Origin of the sequence: Ignatzschineria larvae DSM 13226 (genome assembly GCF_038500265.1) — a bacterium.
GTDB classification, from domain to species: Bacteria; Pseudomonadota; Gammaproteobacteria; order Cardiobacteriales; family Wohlfahrtiimonadaceae; genus Ignatzschineria; species Ignatzschineria larvae.
In genome coordinates this window covers 962,620-981,146 of record NZ_CP150637.1, presented here as the reverse complement: position 1 = coordinate 981,146, position 18,527 = coordinate 962,620, and the positions used below count along the sequence as shown (strand labels likewise).

At 37.3% G+C, this 18,527-nt stretch carries 13 protein-coding genes; all 13 read right to left on the bottom strand.

The window, feature by feature from the left end; all coding sequences use genetic code 11:
* Positions 1-117: 117 nt before the first annotated feature.
* From vgrG to tagH, 13 genes are read right to left on the bottom strand one after another with little or no spacing between them, the layout of a single operon-like run.
* Complete coding sequence (gene vgrG / locus WMO13_RS04190; RefSeq protein ID WP_342386912.1) at positions 118-1,323, bottom strand: type VI secretion system tip protein VgrG; 1,206 nt, start codon at positions 1,321-1,323, stop codon at positions 118-120.
* Positions 1,324-1,342: 19 nt separating this feature from the next.
* Positions 1,343-2,560 carry a hypothetical protein gene (locus tag WMO13_RS04185; RefSeq protein WP_342386911.1) on the bottom strand — a complete coding sequence of 406 codons (1,218 nt, stop codon included), beginning with the start codon at positions 2,558-2,560 and terminating at the stop codon, positions 1,343-1,345.
* 7 nt (positions 2,561-2,567) lie between these two features.
* Entirely contained in the window at positions 2,568-4,547 is a 1,980-nt protein-coding gene (locus WMO13_RS04180) for a phospholipase effector Tle1 domain-containing protein (protein WP_034856128.1), read from the bottom strand.
* A 3-nt stretch (positions 4,548-4,550) separates the two neighbouring features.
* Positions 4,551-7,061 (bottom strand): type VI secretion system Vgr family protein, encoded by a 2,511-nt coding sequence (locus WMO13_RS04175; protein ID WP_342386910.1) that lies wholly within the window; start codon positions 7,059-7,061, stop codon positions 4,551-4,553.
* Positions 7,048-7,461 (bottom strand): hypothetical protein, encoded by a 414-nt coding sequence (locus WMO13_RS04170; RefSeq protein ID WP_026878741.1) that lies wholly within the window; start codon positions 7,459-7,461, stop codon positions 7,048-7,050. Before WMO13_RS04170 ends, WMO13_RS04175 begins: the two co-directional genes overlap by 14 nt.
* Positions 7,462-7,486: 25 nt before the next feature.
* The gene (locus WMO13_RS04165) at positions 7,487-8,635 is read right to left on the bottom strand and encodes a sel1 repeat family protein (protein ID WP_026878740.1); all 1,149 of its coding nucleotides are present in this window, start codon (positions 8,633-8,635) and stop codon (positions 7,487-7,489) included.
* A 22-nt stretch (positions 8,636-8,657) separates the two neighbouring features.
* The gene (gene tssM / locus WMO13_RS04160) at positions 8,658-12,263 is read right to left on the bottom strand and encodes a type VI secretion system membrane subunit TssM (protein ID WP_051396176.1); all 3,606 of its coding nucleotides are present in this window, start codon (positions 12,261-12,263) and stop codon (positions 8,658-8,660) included.
* Between the two features lie 15 nt (positions 12,264-12,278).
* Positions 12,279-13,775: a type VI secretion system protein TssA gene (gene tssA / locus WMO13_RS04155; RefSeq protein ID WP_026878738.1), complete on the bottom strand. Its 1,497-nt coding sequence runs from the start codon at positions 13,773-13,775 to the stop codon at positions 12,279-12,281.
* Between the two features lie 2 nt (positions 13,776-13,777).
* Entirely contained in the window at positions 13,778-14,440 is a 663-nt protein-coding gene (locus tag WMO13_RS04150) for a type VI secretion system-associated protein TagO (protein ID WP_026878737.1), read from the bottom strand.
* Positions 14,437-15,339, bottom strand: coding sequence for a type IVB secretion system protein IcmH/DotU (icmH, locus tag WMO13_RS04145; RefSeq protein WP_051396175.1), 903 nt, complete (start codon positions 15,337-15,339; stop codon positions 14,437-14,439). Before icmH ends, WMO13_RS04150 begins: the two co-directional genes overlap by 4 nt.
* A 52-nt stretch (positions 15,340-15,391) precedes the next feature.
* Positions 15,392-16,726, bottom strand: coding sequence for a type VI secretion system baseplate subunit TssK (gene tssK, locus WMO13_RS04140; protein ID WP_026878735.1), 1,335 nt, complete (start codon positions 16,724-16,726; stop codon positions 15,392-15,394).
* Positions 16,727-16,730: 4 nt separating this feature from the next.
* A complete protein-coding gene (tssJ, locus tag WMO13_RS04135; protein WP_026878734.1) occupies positions 16,731-17,258 on the bottom strand; it encodes a type VI secretion system lipoprotein TssJ in 528 nt (175 codons plus the stop codon).
* A gap of 24 nt (positions 17,259-17,282) precedes the next feature.
* The gene (gene tagH, locus WMO13_RS04130) at positions 17,283-18,467 is read right to left on the bottom strand and encodes a type VI secretion system-associated FHA domain protein TagH (protein WP_169727764.1); all 1,185 of its coding nucleotides are present in this window, start codon (positions 18,465-18,467) and stop codon (positions 17,283-17,285) included.
* Between the last annotated feature and the right edge of the window lie 60 nt (positions 18,468-18,527).

Genomic DNA, 18,527 nt, shown 5'->3' with positions numbered 1-18,527 from the left:
TAGCTTTTACATCCTCACCTGATTTTGCCTTATCAAAAATTGTTTTCCGTTCCGAAATTCGTTCTTGTTCATTATTAAAAATAATTTGTAATCCTCGATTACAAACATCTCATCATTTTACATCGGGTTTTCTGAATCATAATTGGTAAAGTTATAAGGCATGTTATTACTACCGACTACATTAAAACCTGCCGTTTTAATGTCTAAAGGTTGAGGTCCACCAATTTCTACTTTTCCATCTTTGATGAGAATATAAGCACCGCCCGATACAAGCTTGATACCGTTTTGAGCCGCGATCACAATACTATTATCATTCGAGATCACTCTCAGCTCTTGTTTTGATGATAATTCCAACTCATTATTCTGAGCCTGAATCTTCATGCGTCCTTGGTTCGCTATCAAGTTGAGATCTTTTTCTACCGCGAGGATTGAGACATTTGTTTTTGCTGCCACTCTGAAATCCTTAAAGCTACTCATATCAATACTTTGATAACTGGTCAGCGCAATATTTTGACTGCTCGAAGCTTGAATGCTTTTGGGACTAGTTAGCGCAATGCCTTCCGGAGAGCTTAAGAGCATTCCCGGCAATTTGAGTTCTTGATAGACTCCTTTAAACTGAGATTCTTGATTATCTACATCTGTGCGATAGGTTTGAGACGTATCTGCTGCTCTTGCTAGCTCTCTCGCAAGCGCAAGCGCTTGTTCAAGTTGAACAATGGATTCCTCGAGATCAAGTTGCTTTTTCTCCGCCTTCTCTCTGATATCTGTGGAAATATATAAACCTTTGCCGGCACGAATAGCGCCCCACTCATCCGTTCTAAGTTCAAAGCCATCGCCACGGTGATCAGGATGTTTATCAACTCGGTGTTCTGATTTAATATAGCCGAGTGAAAGCTGGGATGCGCCGTGTGTAGAATGGAGCATCGCTTTTATCTTCGTATAGGTATCATCTAAGATTAATTCGTTATAACCACTACCTTTAACCTCTTTACTCTTAATGGTTGTCACTGTTTTATAACGCGGCATTTTATACGGAGTAGTTTGGAGATTATTATAAACTCGCCCTGTGATGATCGGTTGGTCTGGATCGCCATTTAAAAAAGTGACAATAACCTCTTGCCCGACTCGTGGCAATTGCATCGAACCCCATCCTGCACCGGCCCAATCTTGAGAGACTCGAATCCAGCAACTTAAACCAGAATCATTACTCGGCTCAGGTGTGGTATAGCGCTCACCGCTGATATCTTCTTTATAGCACCCGGGATAATCGCAATGAAAATAGATAGAATTTTGATAAATGAAATTACATCCAGTATCCCTCATTAGAGCATTATCCTATCTCTTAATCCACGCTAGGCATCTTATAGTTAGGATCTTCAATAACAGGTTTATATAGTTCGGGAATATCTTCGATATAGAACATCGTACTTTCTATACGGCGGATTTTATCACCATTTTTTAAAAATAAACGATGTCCGGTAAAATCGGCAGATAAATCTAATTGTAGTTGTAATTTCACATCAGGATCTAACGCTGACATTATTTCAAATGACTTCATAATTTCATCGTCATCAAACTTAAAACGAACTCTTTTTACAACTCCCGGGTTTGGCGATAGTTCTGTACCTTCAAGATAAACAGTCAAATGATTCGGCGGGGCATGACGATCTCGAAAAGTGTTTTTACCGTCTTGATAGATGTTATACATCTCCGCATTAGTGTAAACAGAATTAAAAGGACCTTTTATCTTGTAAAAAGAATTGCCGACAAGCTCCCAATCATATCGTTTCATCCGGCGTTCCCACTTCTCGGTACTAAATGAGAGAGTCCCGTCGTGATATGCTTTTTGAAATTCTTCTGTTTGATAAGAGAGTCGGCGATTAAATACCTCATCTCCTGTCTCATTGAGGCGTGAGCCTAAAGTTATTTTGTAGCTCTCAAAATTAATATCTGTGGGTTCTGCTTGAAGCTCTCCAAGAAGATAAGTTTCTCCACCCCCTGACATATAAACGTAGGCTAGCCCACTGGGCATGGCATAAATATTGAACGAAAAATTTCCTAAAATATAATCTTGTCCAAAATTACGACGATCAACAATGCAATCATCCGCTCCATCATTAACATTTTTGAAACAATGATACTTGAGTTTTTCCATAAAGATGGGATCGAAGTCAAAACGTATTTTCCAGCCTTGTTTTTCAAACAATGAGTACCATTGCAGATAGATCCCCGTTGGGAATTCAGCTCTATTACTATTAGATGTCTTAGTACCGCCATTTCGCCAAAATCCTCCTTGGAAATCTCCTAAAGTCGGAAAAGAGGTCACTATTCTATCAATTTTCTCCCCAGTTTCTTGATTTTCCTCTGTCAAGTAGAGGTAACTATTATGCCCGCCGAACAAAAGATTAAATTCTTGAGGAGCACCCAATGTTACCGTATATCCAAAAATATCTACTTCTTGCTCTCTCTCTCTTTTATTATTCATATTACAACCCATTAAAAAATATACAAAAGCTATACAAAAAATAAATAGCCAATAATTAATTCTTAATTTTTTCATTTTTTTATTACCCACCCTTCACCGTAGGACGTGAAGGTATACCTGTCGCAGATTGATTCCTTCTTGTGGTTCCCTCATTCTCAACACCATGGATTGTCACTGACGGTGTCCTTAGACGTTCAACATATTTTTTTTCTGGTTGAATATCGTACTTTTCATAAGATAATTGCTGTTCGACATTTTCAAATTCGCCTTCAAAAAAGACAGGACTTACCTCATCTTTGTAAGTGGCTGATATTGGTTGAAGACTATTACAAATAAATGTGCCATATAAACATTTTTGGTCTTTGAGATCTGGAAGTTCCTTAGATAACTCAAATTCAAACTTACCATGGTCATTCATATGTTTAATCATTTTTGCTCGAATAGCTGCATCTACATTAGATAAAACCTTGGCTCTTTGATTAGAAATCTCTTTTTGATATTGAATAGCTTCTTGTTTATTCACATCCTGACCTCTTTTAGCCTGCTCAAAAATATACAGTCGTTCTTGCAATCTTTCTTGTTTCTCATTAAATTTCATCGTCCCAAATTTTTCTGCAGCCATTCGCATGGCTCCAAACGTGATATATTGATAATGATTACGAACACCGCGGTTTGCGACAAAATATGCAGAGACCAAACTTGGTACGAGATTAATACTAATACTCTTGTAGAGTTTTTTAGATAACTCTGATTTTAAATAATACCCCTTATTTACCCACCATTTCCAATGAATCGCCCCATCTTTTTCTCCAAAAAATGGGTGTGATACCAAAGATCCTGTTTTACTAATATAGTGATTTTCTTCTTTCCATACATCAGTATAGGCACCACCGAGATTAGAGTGTGCTCCGGGGAAACTTATTTCAAGGGCACTTCCACCTTTTGTAGGTTGGCTTTTTAAGGCTGCAGTAATAGGCGTTAATGGAAAATGATCTCGATATTCGTTTTGGGCAGTAAGGTGGACTATCTTATAAATATCTTGATCATCATTAGTAATCGCTAAAGGGAATTGATCACTATCGAATAGTGCTAGTGGGGACATTGATCTTGTACCTTCAGGATCACTGTAATGCTCTTTTCCATGAGATGAAACAGTATCATAGATACCTAACAATGATATGTTAAAAAGATCGGGAGGTGCATTTAAGTGTTGGTACCGTAGATTATGAGTATGCTCTTCACCTTCATTAGCTGACTCAGCTGCTTTCAACCATGCACAAAAAACACGGGCATAAAATGAACCGCGACTAAAACCAAAGACATTAACGGAATATCTTTGAGCTTTTATTATTTTTGTAATTTCCTGAATTTTTTTAAATGCTTCATTGATACGTACATAAACACCACTTTTTTCACCTGAGGCAAAACCTAAACCCTCAGTATCATCAACTTCATCCTTGGTTGTACCAGCACCCTCAATATAAATATTTTTACTGTTTTTTGAGAACTCATCTGATCCTAGATGAAGTAATGCAACGTTACTAAACTCATTACGATAACTGACGTTAGGCTCCTTTTGATAAGTACGATCTTTATACTTTTTCTTATCAATAAGATGATCCATTTCATTCTCAATATCAGAAATTCTTTTTTTCAGCTGCGCTTGCTCTTTAGCTAATCGCTGCTCCTCTTGGATACGTTCACGAAGATTTGGGCTTCTTTGTGTAATATAAGTTTTACCATTTCGTTCTGTGAGAACATTTATCTTAATATCTTGAGCCATGCTTTCTGCAAGCTCTTTTTTATAAAATTGTCTCTTCTTTTGAAGTGCATCATATTCTTCATCTAATAGTCTAAACTCTGTATTATGAACGTTGTTTCCCGTGCCATCAAAAAAGACATTAATAGTATAATTTTCTAAAACAATCTTTACCGATGAGCCTTCACGTCCATTAGTGCTACCAGGTCCCATTGGCATTTTTGAGCCTTGTCGGACATCTTGGTTTTTACTATAATCACCTTCATATGCCTCATAATTTTGATATCCTTGTTCATTAGACATTACCTACTCCTCCCAATCTCGGAATACTTCTATTTTCAAATTTTGATTGCCCGAACCTATCCTCATCGTTTCACCCTTATGATTTGTTCGACCACGAAAAACTTCGCCATCTTCTCTTTCGATCTTATATTTGAAGCCTGGAATCGGATTTCCTTCATCATCCTCGATTACAAACATCTCATCATTTAACATCGGGTTTTCTGAACCATAACTAGTAAAGTTATAAGGCATGTTATTACTACCGACTACATTAAAACCTGCCGTTTTAATGTCTAAAGGTTGAGGCCCACCAATTTCTACTTTTCCATCTTTGATGAGAATATAAGCTCCACCCGATACAAGTTTGATACCGTTTTGAGCCGCAATCACAATACTATTATCATTCGAGATCACTCTCAGCTCTTGTTTTGATGATAATTCCAACTCATTATTCTGAGCCTGAATCTTCATGCGTCCTTGGTTCGCTATCAAGTTGAGATCTTTTTCTACCGCGAGGATTGAGACATTTGTTTTTGCTGCCACTCTGAAATCCTTAAAGCTACTCATATCAATACTTTGATAACTGGTCAGCGTAATATTTTGACTGCTCGAAGTTTGAATGCTTTTGGGACTAGTTAGCGCAATGCCTTCCGGAGAGCTTAAGAGCATTCCCGGCAATTTGAGTTCTTGATAGACTCCTTTAAACTGAGATTCTTGATTATCTACATCTGTGCGATAGGTTTGAGACGTATCGGCAGCTCTTGCTAGCTCTCTCGCAAGCGCAAGCGCTTGTTCAAGTTGAACAATGGATTCCTCGAGATCAAGCTGTTTTTTCTCCGCCTTCTCTCTGATATCTGTGGAGATATATAAACCTTTGCCGGCACGAATAGCGCCCCACTCATCCGTTCTAAGTTCAAAGCCATCGCCACGGTGATCAGGATGTTTATCAACTCGGTGTTCTGATTTAATATAGCCGAGTGAAAGCTGGGATGCGCCGTGTGTCGAATGGAGCATCGCTTTTATCTTCGTATAGGTATCATCTAAGATTAATTCGTTATAACCACTGCCTTTAACCTCTTTACTCTTAATGGTTGTCACTGTCTTATAACGTGGCATTTTATAGGGAGTCGTTTGGAGATTATTATAAACTCGCCCTGTGATGATCGGTTGGTCTGGATCGCCATTTAAAAAAGTAACAATAACCTCTTGCCCGACTCGTGGCAATTGCATCGAACCCCATCCTGCACCGGCCCAATCTTGGGAGACTCGAATCCAACAACTTAAACCAGAATCATTACTCGGCTCAGGTGTTCTATAAATATCCCAAGGAAACTTTACCCGTACTCGCGCATATTCATCACAATAGATCTCTTCATTATCAGGACCAACAACGACTGCGATTTGCGAGCCATCAATCTGTGGTTTTGAGTTTCCCTCTGAGATCCATTCACTTTTTGCATCTATTAAAGTAGCTTGGTTATGATAGAGAGCAGTACCTTCAATTCCTTCCTCTTCTAAAACTTGATGCTGCGTTCCTTCATGAGTGATTTTAGCAACTAGCCAATCTCGATTTAAAGAATCATCAATATGATCATCTAAAGTTAAACGATACCCTGCTATTAATGACAATACATTACTACTAACTTCTGCTGTATTGAGGGATTTTCTCAGTTTTGCTAATCGTTTACGGGTATAGCGTTCACCGCTGATATCCTCTTTATAACGCCCGGGATAATCGTAGTAGAAATATTGTCTATTCTGACCGTGGCTACTAAGATCTGCTTGCGCATCATTACTGAGCGTGTAAGCTGATTTTTTGAAACAATAATCTGTGAGTTTTACATGTGAAAAACCAATCTCTTCTCGATAATAGAGGCTATAGATCGACTCGGCAGGTGCAGCACCCCCTTGCGGCAAGTGATAGGGAATCTTACGGTCTAACGAGCCTGTCCCCGTATATCGATCATAAACTACGAAAATATGTCGATCTTCTAAATGCTCAAAATAGTAACTCATACCTTCTTCAGCTAGGAGTCTATCGATAAAAGCTAGATCAGTTTCGCGGTATTGCACACAATATTCACGATAATCATATTTAGCTGTTAAACTCCAATTAAAGAAGAAAACACCGGATTCTTTGAGTAAAGTAGTGACGATTTTTTCTACACTTTGTTGCTGAAAGATCCGCACATTTTGACGCAAACCAAGTTTAAAAATACGTGGTTCAAGTGTCAGAGTGTAAAGATAGTAACGATTCTTTCGATCACCTTTGGCGATAGAGGTAATCACACCATGCAGATATCGCTGCACTTCACCATTACGATAGAATGTAAACAATCCGGTATGATCTAGAAATTGACTAAAATCTAAATGGTATGAGGTTGAAGCGACCACTATTGTCGCTTTAAAAGGCTGAGAGATCTCCTCGGAGAGTGAAAAGCTAACTACTCGCAAGTCATGATCATTATTAACTTGCAGAGTATAGAAATATTTTTGCTGGGAATCAAATAGATGAGTGATATTATGAGCTAACATTGAATCCACCCCCGGAAATCATTTCAACGAAAGCATTAGCCTCTGATGAAATCGTTGTAATCTTATTCATCTGTTGAGAATGAATAAGCGCATGTGAGCCAGACTTAAGATATAAAGCGCCTTCAGACAAACTCCCTTTTAAGGTTAATTTTCCATAATTATAGAGTGTCCCCACAATTGAGGCCGAGGCCTCTACATTAAGATAGCCATAATTAGTAATATCTCCTACCACTTTCCCTTTAATAACAAGGCTTCCCGTTTTATCCACCTGAATATCTCCTGTAATAGCAGTTTCGACAATAAGTTTTTTCAGTACGGTTGTATTTCCTGAATGACCACCTTGTTCTGTTGTATCTATAGATATAGTGCCCGGCAATGGTATTTCCTTAGTTAATAACATGGCATTTCCCCTAATTAGATTGAGCTTATAGCTTGCTTTTTACTACCTGTAATGATCTTAATAATTTATTATTTGACATTTGTTTTTGTTCTTCTTTTTTCACCATCTCTGTGAGAGGAGTAATCATGTGTTGATTACGTTGAACAGGTGTTGGATTAAATTCCTGCTCTACCTTCTGAATTGATAATTTTCGTTCATCATCATAAGGAAGATCTCCTTTGCCAAGCTCAGGATGCTCAGGAAGTGGACATGACCAGCGTATACCGGCTAAGGATTGATTGGATTGTAATAAGAATGCTTCGTTAAACCAGTGGAAACACATGGCAAGATCAGGATCTTTATCGTAACCATTTAATCCATCTCTAAATGTTGCACGCAAATATAAGAGGCTTTGAGGCGCGCCTTTCTCTGCAGCTTTTATATGGTTTTGTAATGATTTAGGATAATTTTCCTCAAATATTTCATACGCCTTCGCTAATGCTAGATCTGCACGAATGTTGTTTTGCTTTGCGGCGCATTCATAGACTTCTTTTCCCTTGAAATAATCACCCTCTACATACATATAATGATCGCCAAGCATTAACAGGCCATCGAGATCTCCAAGCATTGCGGCATGATAAGTATAATTGAGCGCTTTTATATCATCTTTATAGAGCAGCTTACCGTCCTTCTTTAGTTTTGCATAAGCACTAAATCCCTCTGGAAGGTTATACTCAATCAACATCTTATGATGAATATTGATAATTTCAGCCATATAGTCTTCATATTCAGAGCCTTCGGCCGCCTCCTTATTACTTGCAGCATATACTTCATACAGTACTAACATTCTACTTAAAGCCTTTGTCTCTCCCGATTCTAAGGCTTTCTCATATAACGCTACCTTTTCTTCGAGAGGGATATTTTGGCTAAAAGATTTTTCTGCTTTTTGAAATGCTTGTCTTGCTTGCCAAGAGACTTTTTTCTGCGTGACTACTTGACAGACAAAAGACTGGGTGATGTCATACCGCTTAATATCATAATCATGAAATAGATATTTCTCATTATCCCCCTTATAAATAGCACACGCTTGGATGACCATAAGCGTACCTATGACCCATAAGTATCGTAGAGAATGTTTAAAGATAATTAACAACATAGCCAAGCTATGCTCCACTTTTCTAAATATCATATGCATTGATGAATAGATCCTTTTTCGCTTATTTATACAAAGAAGGCGATAGATAAAAATTTCGTAATAAAGAGACAGTAAAGGGATTAATATCTCCAAAAGCTGTCAATTCATAACGCATAGGTATGCCGCTTAGATTATAAGTAATCGATAAAGTGTGACTATCAAGACTTGTAATCTGTCCATTATCTAACATTCTAAAAATTGCCCAAGGTCCTTGATAGGTAAGCGTTCTCTGACTCTGTCTGCCGCCGGTCATAGTTAACCTTACGACTGTCTCGTGAGAAGGTGTTGAGATTGTATTTGGCCAAACTAAAGAGTATCCATGTTTAGGCCCATGTGTATAAACAACATATTGTCCCTCGATATTTAAAACGCTTCGTTGCACCTGATGACCCATTGACACAGGGGCAATCATAAATTCAATACCTAATACTCCTTGCTGATTGAAAAAAGCTTGACGGATCTGCTCAGCCATTTCGAGCTGATTGCGTACGCTATCCTTAATCAAAGATTCATTACCATTATCAACCATTAATTGTTCATTTAAGAAAGGTGCTAAATCATTTTGATAAAACTGGGTAATAGTCCCCTCTTTACCAAAGAAATGAATAAATTCATCCAGAGAAACATCTATTTTTGCATCTTTGTTAAATGGATATTTATCAGCAAGTACCGTACTAAACTCATAATAAACCTTCTCATTCCATTTTTTATCTACTTCTGCCAAAGCTGCTTCTAAAATAACATTCCAAGATTCAGTCGCTAATCGACTGACAATATTATTCATTGGCGCCGGCAATTTTGATGCTACTCGACTTAAAGCATAAATAGGATCACTATCGTTTAAATTAATACGATTTTTTGCTGTAATTAATGCAAGCTGTCCGGAATTAGGGGCATCTTGAATTGCTTTTAGCTGTGAGTGAACATTTTGAATATGATCCATCACTTCCGTATTGAAAATGGGCGCGATACCATCTTCCTCGGTACTTGCGACGCTTTTAGTTAACATATTGAGCTTACTAAAATCTCGATTAACTTTTGAAGCAAGGGCATAAGAGTGCGACTTTTCTAACTCAGCACGCGCCTCATTATCTTCCGGCAAGTTTGCAAATAGATGTGTGTTTTCATTGATTGTAGACAACAAGCGCTGAAAAGGCTGACTTCCACCTAAAACGCTATCTAAAACAAGTACGCCATCACTAATATTTTCAAACTTCTTCACATGTAGAGCATTCAATGCTTGACGCCAATTGGCAACATAGTCAGCACCATAGTATTCTCTAATCTTTGTTTTAAACCATTCAAGATCCTCATTAGTATAAGAGACATCATCACGCTGCCCTATAATCCAATCATCCACTAATGCTAGTTCATATACCCTATCTGTTTGTACTGTGTAATATTGATCTAGCCCTTTTTTCGTGAAAATCATTGGTATTTCAGTAGTTCTATTATCTAGGTTAGTATCAAAAATAATATCAAATGCAGGTCCAATCTCTGTACGCAGATCTAGTGGAGTCTCATATCGTGCTAATCCATAATATTTAAAACTGCGATAAATACGCTGTTCCATAGGTATTTTTCTTAAATCAGCTTGTGTACTTTTGATTAAACTATCGTACGGCACCAATACATTTTCTGCCTCTTGTACATTTCGTGCTCTCTCTCCGCCAAGATCTGTATGTTGCAAGGAGTAATCTAAATGGTTCATTAAGCTTATTTGTGTCGTTGCATCTCCGGCATAAAAGCGCTGCCAATAATCAGCAAAGTAATTTTTGACAATGCCCGGCTGCCTCGCTTTTTTTTGCGTTAGCATATGAAAAACACGTAATAATTTTAGTTGCTCATCACTTTCTGGCTCTGCCAGTGTTAAAGCTTGGGCAATACCCGCCATTAAATGACGTAGATAACGATAATTTAATAGACGTAAATACGTTTCTTCAACCGCTTTTCCCACTTTTTTACTCTGATTAAGTCCTAGATCAGAATAAAATGTTTGCGTGTGATAATCCCCAAGCTCTAACGTGGCATCTCTGAGAATATTTAATTCAGGCAGCATCACTTTTCCTGTTGGATCTATCGCATCTGATGCATTTGCAATTTGACTATACTCTTCTACTTTTTTTGTCACTTTGGCTAGCGAACTTTTATTACTAAAATAGAAATAATTCACAAATAATAAGAAAATAGCAGCTATGGAGACGCCGGTCATTAAGCTTCTCTTTAAGATCCGCTGTTTTCTTGCTTGCTCTAAATGATTATCAGTTGCTAATCCCGATTCTTTTAAAATGACACTATGGAATAAATCCTTTATAAAATGGGGTTTAGAATAACGATTATCCTGCGCTCTAATTGCAAAATGATCAAGATTATAACGCTTAACAATTTCCTTAATAAAAATGTTACTTGGCGCGCCTTGTTGGTAGACACTTGTGAAATATACGCCCCGGATTAATGGCTGCATTGTATATTTATCACTGATCAATACTTCTTTCAAAAACTGATGCAGAATCTGCTCAATGCCTGCTAATTGCTGATAAAAGCTATATAGGGAAGCCCTCTCATTTTCATTGAAATTATCAATCATCGCCTTAGGGAGGCTCGCTTTTATACGTGTCATAAATAATTGATATTGAATCTCAAAATCTACTAACCATTGCTTAGAATCCTTTGAGGCTTCTATTGAAAATGTAAAGCCTAAAAGCTTTTCGCGATCCTCTTTTTTGAGATGTTTAAAAAACTCTTTAAAACCTTGTAGCTGATCCATTTTAGAGAACACAATATAGACCGGTAATTGGCTTGAGATCATCGCAATGACTTCTTGTATTCGCGCCCTCAAAGTTCCCGCCTGTGCTCGTCTATTAATAACTGTTGTATTAATAAGATCAGGCAAATCGACAACCATTACAATTCCATTAAGCGGTCTTTGCGGACGAGTATCACCAAGCCACTCAAGAAAATGTAGCCATAGGTGTCGTGCTAGTTGTGGGTCGCTATCAGTCTCTGCTAATTTTTTTAAAGCTCGTTGAGATAATAGTTCGCTATCTGGGTCAATAAATAATGCTTCATCCGTAAACCACCAATTGTAGCTATAAGGATTCTCACTCTTAAAATTAGAGGCATCTAACATTGATGTAAATAGAAACTCTTGCCCAGATGCTTGCAACAAACTTGTTTTTCCAGATTCGCCATAGCCTAAGACAAGATACCAAGGAAGATCATAAAGATGGTTTTCTCTTTGGTAATTTTCCTTAAAATGTACCATTAAGTCATCGAGCTCTTCTTTCTGCTTTCTGAGATATTTAGCTTTAATATCCGTATTTAAGAGCTCTTCTTTCTGTCTATCACGATAATATTGTCTCACTTCTTTTCGTTGTAAAAAGCCGACTACTATTGATACTAATAGTGTAAAAGCAATGGAAAAAAGGACTCGACTTGTAATCGTCGATAATGGCTTTTCCTCTGCTATCACAAAACTCGGCCCTTTCCACCAAACAAAGAGATGTACCGCAATAAAAAGCAGTAATAACAGCGCTGGTACCGCCGATTTTAAATAAGGGGCTATTAATCGCCAAAATTTTAAGATGGGATTTAAAAATTGTAATTCTCGAGAAAAAAATCTCCTCATTTCTACACTTCCTTTCTATTCTAAAATAATTTCTTTAGATGATGTGCCATGTTGCAAGAGCTCAAATATTTGAGGTTCCCATTCTTGTAAATCTATATGAGTAATTTGATATATTACGGCTTGACTATTGCGCTGAGCGAGCTCAGATAATCCTTCTCGATTATAGAGCTGAGAAAGCGCTAACTGCCATAAAACTTCTTCGCGTAAGTTTTCTGCCTTTTGGATTTTTTGTTGCACCCAATGCAGTGTTTGCGTAAAACCTTCCGCCTTATAATATTGATCTGTTTCTTGTAAGTAATTATTCCATAATTTAAGATCATAAAATCCCTGATCATTCACGATATTTTCACTCTCTACAGAGTGATTACTATTAGATAACAGAGTGTTATCTTCTTGAAGCCATTCAAGGGTCTCTTCACTGATATACTTCATACCATTACTAAAGGTGAGTTTTTTTAATGATGGCAAACGATCTAATAGCGTGTTTACACGTTGTTTAATCTCAATTTCATAGACTTTTGAAAATAAACTGCCCGCAACAAATGCGCTAATACGATGAGCATCTAACCAAAACGGGGCTTTCATTAATGAGTTCTCAAGTTGCAGCCACGAATCTAAAGAGAAGGTCTCGCTTGATAAGAGCTGTTGAGAGCGCCCTATCACTTCTTGAGAAGGCGCAGCAAGGGTTGTTTCGCCATTACTCTCATGCAGTGGGACTTCATGAATATCATCCCATAACGCAATTCTCCGCATAATCAATGCCAATAAGAACTCTTCATTCTTTTCAAGCTGACCTATAAGCTTATGAATAAATTTAATATCATTCTCAGCTTTAAAGAACGCAAAAATAGAATCATATATACCCGCGGAATTATGGCTACTGCCATGACTACTACCATGCCTTCCTGCTCTATCATTAACAGTGGATAGATTATTATCATGAGGATGATTGCCCGCTACTTCTAAGCTATCTGTTGCTTCTACTTGCTCGCTAATACGTATGAAATATTCAAGATCATCAATCTCAATCCCTTGTTTTTCAAAAATCAGCGCGATCTTATTCAATGTATTTAGTAATTCGCGCTTTTGTACTGTTGAAACAGTTGTTCGATATTCATCAAATCGCTGAATTGAGCGTTTAAGTAATGGGACTAGAAAACGTGTCCGATTAAGATCGACCCGTTTTCCTTCCTTTTCATAAGGAAAAGCTTGCCAATATCTCTCTAGAAATAGATGTAAAACTGTTATTGATTGTAGATAATACTTAAATTCTGGCTTCTGCTGCAAGGATTGAACCAAGAAAGAGAGGAGCCTATAATCTTTACTCTTCTCGGTTAATAACTTCCAAGATAGCTCCTTAATCTTATCCCACTCGATTGATTCATGCGCAAGTGATCCCACCTTCATTAGCTCTGTATCAAGCCATTCAAATTCGGCTGAATCACTAATATCTTCACCCATTAAGAGCGTCTCGGTAATGGGAAGCTGGATCTTTATTAAATCAATACTCATCCCTACCTCCAATGACACAAAGTTTGTAACGCTTTAATTTGCTGATCGAAACCTTTTAGCGAAAGCGTATATAATCGATCGTTGATAGCAAGACTAAATTGCGACTCCCCCATCAAGTTTCTTATCGTAGCAATCGCTGGAAGACCGTAACCTTCTCTTAAAATATACCCCGTGTTATCTAATAACCATTGATGCTCCTCTCTGTTCTTACCGATAATAGTAATAGGGATGGCACCTCCTTGAAGAGGTTTTTCTAGCATTATTTCCACTTGGCTTATATTATTCACACAACTTAAAACAATGATACCCAAGCCATCGACTGTTTGTGTTAAATGTAGCGTGTCATAAAGTTTCAGGTTTTTCTCTGTACTCCAAAAACCCTCACTCCCTGATGCTCTTTGCTTCTCCATGGTTTGTATTTCTAACCATTTTTGAGGATAGTTAGTTTGAATAGGAATTGAAGAAGTTTGAGGTGAAGAGAGTAGCGGGGTTTCAAAAAGTTCATCAAAACAAAATAAGCGATCTCGATCGCTCGTGATCTCTTTACAAGCTTCTAAAGCTTGATTATGGGGTATTGCGTCTGTCGAAAAGAGAGGCGTTAATAAAACGGCTAGTAATATCAAGAAGACTACTGTTACCATCCGGTTTTTTTTAAGATCGATCATAGCTGCTCCTCATGCGAGAGAATATCACGAAGATCATTGACAACCGCGCTGCTTGAATGACTTAATGCAAATGCGTAAATAAGGTAGATGACAAGTGTAACCCCTAAAATATAAAGCATCACTTTTTTGGGAGAAACGCTACTATCTAGGCTATATTTTTTAGATACAATATTCTCATAAGGGGAAACATAAGCATCTGTATCTACTTTGCGGTGTAATCTCAATTTCTCATATAGATTATGAACTATCTCCTCATGCTTCTTTTGCTCATGGTAAGCCATCACTTTAAATCGACCTTGAAAACCAAGACAAAGACAGAGAAAGACAAACTCTAATAAATTAAAGTATTTCTCAAAATCTTGCTCTAATCTAGTGATAATGAGATAAATTTTCTCTCCACCCCAAGACTCATTATGAAAATGGACTAAAAGAGATTTTGACATCCATGATGAGCTAGCTCCCCACTCTGTGCTCATAATTGCTTCATCTATAAACGTGCATAAGATATATCTGTAGGCAATCACCGTTGCATTCTCATGTCCGGCTTCTAAGAGTTCAAATTCAATATTTTTAATCTCATCAATACATTGTTGATAAAGGTGGCCTAAATCAGTAGGAGAATTTTTTTGCTTCTTCGCTCTAAGAATTAATCCGATTAACGGTGTTGCACAATCGATGAACAGATTATCTTTATTCGAACCTCTTAATTGAAACCAATAATCAGGATCTAAATTGAGTGGATGATCATCTTCTAATAAAACATGCTCGATGAATACGTCCCCATAAGGATCTAATTTAGAAGTATAACTATCCTCAGGATCGATACTCTGCGGTTGATTCGATGGTTGTCCAATAATAGTATTGTCTAATGATTTAGATTTTTCTTGTTGTTTACTCATCACTTAAGACCTCTAACGGAGATATAACTTGCCTTCAATACCATATAATGATCTACCCCCTAATTGCCCAAAATTGCATTTTAAGTTCAGGGAAGTTTTCAGGCGGAACATGGAAAGCAAATCCACTCGACCCTTTAAGCATCTGCCAAGAAGGATGGCCTTTATCAAGTTTGAAATAGAGATAATCCGCATGATAAGGAAGCTGCCTAGGTGTGACTAGTAGTGGAATCAATGGAATTGCTGATAATTGAACAGAAATGATCTCGCGTATATTTTCAATCGTTGCCACTTTAGCTTGCTGTAAGAAATATCGTTTTAGATCTTCCTGACTCATCTGAGCTTTAAGCGCAAGGATAAACTCAGCATCATCAATTAATGTCATATCATCAATCGGAGCAATACTAATGCCATGCTCTCGAGGTTTAATTTGAATCGGAATCGCTCGTAGATCAAACTCATAACTTAATGATTGACGTAATAGATACATTGACTCTTTAATAGCTTGCTCAGGATAAGCATGCTCATAAATTAAAAAGTTAGGTGGAAGACGATTTTCAGAGACAAAGGTTGAGAGCTCAGAACAATATCTCACCATAAACTGATAGAGATTTTCAGGATGTAAGTGATTGGTATTCAAGATACCTTTTAATTTTCCTTGCATTGCATTTAACAGTTGTAACATCATAAAATCAGAAACATCTGCAACACCACTTTGATTAGGGCTACCGACTCTTCTTGCGATATTTTCAGCGCGTGTACGAACTAATCCTTCTAATTCACTTAAATATGTACTGATTACTTGTATTTTTTTTGCATTGAGATGACATGGTATATAATCAGGGTAGAGTTTTATCTCACCAGAATCTGTTTTATTTTGAATCCGAGCTATTGCAATTGCACTGTGTGAGCTTTTATCTTCACTGCCTAGCATCAAATCGAGCTTAACGCGCGAAACATCAATCTCCTCTACCTTGCCTAATTCACTGTGGGTATCTCTAATTAGACTAGTTTCCTTCATGTATCGACCATTAGCATAAATACTCTTACTGATCTCATACTGACTATCATTTCTTTCAGAAACCACTAAATAGACAATCTCATTACCAGCTTGAGTCGATGATACTTCAAGAGAATGCGGTAGTAGATCTTCTACTGGATAATCAAAATAAGTGCCATCAGGCATAATTCCTGAAACGTAATCAAGAGTGATTTTGCCAAACTTTAAATGCTCTTCATTAATTTTCATATCTAATATGCCATAACGATTTGTGATTAAACTCTTCGTTCTAGCTTCGATTAAATATTCAATATTATTTTGCGCTTGTTGAAAGTGCTGGGGCTTTATAAATAGTCCTTCTGACCATATAACACGACTGTTCTTAGACATTTTGTTAATCCTTCATTCTTTCAAATCTAATTTCTCTCTCTTTTGCGAGAATTAATATTTTTGTATCATCACCCTCAGCTTTTATAGGTAATATTTTTTTCCATAACACATTATCTATATCGGAATAATGCGCAATTACGCCTAAAAAACGAGTTCTATCAGGCACTTCAATCTCTGATATATACTCATTTGTTGATGGCTCTATTAAATACTCTTCATGATCAAGATAGGCTTTACCCATCGCATCTTTAATGTCACCCATGGAAATACTGTCGTAATCTATCGCTAAGAATCTGGATTTATCACGTAAGTAGTAGAGATCAATAACAATCGGCGTAGGATCGCCATAGAAATTGCTATTAATAAAATCTTCCCCGACTAGGACAAAATCCACTACTGTTGGCTGCTTATCATTTTCCCCAACTTGTATATCTGGATTAGCAATAACCTTTGCAACTTTCCCAACCGCTGTACACCCATTCAACGAGACTGAAACAAGTAAGAATAGTCCTATGCGGATATAACTCATCATATTCACCACCACCTAACTCAATTGTTATTTCTGAAGCGTTCTAATTTCTTTATCGTAACTTTGCTCAAATATCTCCCAAAAGAGTCTATTAAACCCCGTTTGGCGGCTTGATGTTAGTTCTTGATAATAAGCTTGATACATCTGCCAAGCCCATGATTCTTTATCTTCTGCAGGTAGATTCCGTGCTGAACGGTAATAATTAAAACGCTCAGTCAACCTCTCTGGAGATAGAGCCTCCAGAATTTTTTCAAGTGCTATATTAACTGCTTTCTCAGTTGCTTTTTGATGATTAATAATTAAATCAAGACTCTCTTTTATAGCTGCAGGCGCGGCAAGATGAACAAGACTCGCTTTAGAGTCAAACATCAAATTAACCGTCTCTTCATAAGAAAGCCCCATTTTAAGGGGGTTATCGATTATTGGCTGAAATATGCGCTCTGTAGAGTTGTAGCTAATATTGCTCGCATTTTTATGAAGCTCTAAAATTCCTAAAATAACCTCTCTCAAAGATGCTCCAACTTCTTCTGCGATGTACTGTATCTCATTCGCATCTAAATCCGTATCTAACTTTACGCCTAATCCGTTAATGATAGGCGATAATATGAAATGAGAGTTTGTCTGACCATTAGTATTATTTCGTCCTTCAGAGTGGTAGAAATACTCCCCATTATTAAAATCAGTCGCTTTTGAGCCTATAACAGAATCTAAATGATGAGCTGAATTAGAAGGAGTACTTCTGCTTTGGCGTTGTTGAATATCTAGTGCTGATATGGGATCAACTTCATCACTGGAACCCTCTGGAATAATCTCATCCCCAAGTTCAGCTGCAAATATGCTATTCAGGCTCTGTTTGTGAAATAGGAGCGGATCATTTTCTCGGTTAGAACAGGTTTGGAATTTAATATGATATCCACCAATGGTGACCATATCCTCTTCCCCCAACGCTATTGGTTGATCTATTGTTATAGGCGCGTGGGAATAGTTAACGAAAACTTTACCTGAATGATCAATTAAACAAAATTGTTGGTCAATCATATCGATGGAACAATGTTTCTCTAAAATCTTATCTTTGTCAGAAACTAATTGCCAATCTGCATGCGAACCTGAACCAATAACCCCTCCCTTACTGCTAAAAATATGTTCAGGATTAATTCCAATCTTTAATCCCTGGCTATTAGTAATAATACAATGTAGTTTTTTATCATTCATATTTGTTCCTATCATTTTTTTCCCCTATCTCATATTTAGTTTCATCTCGTTAAGTTATTC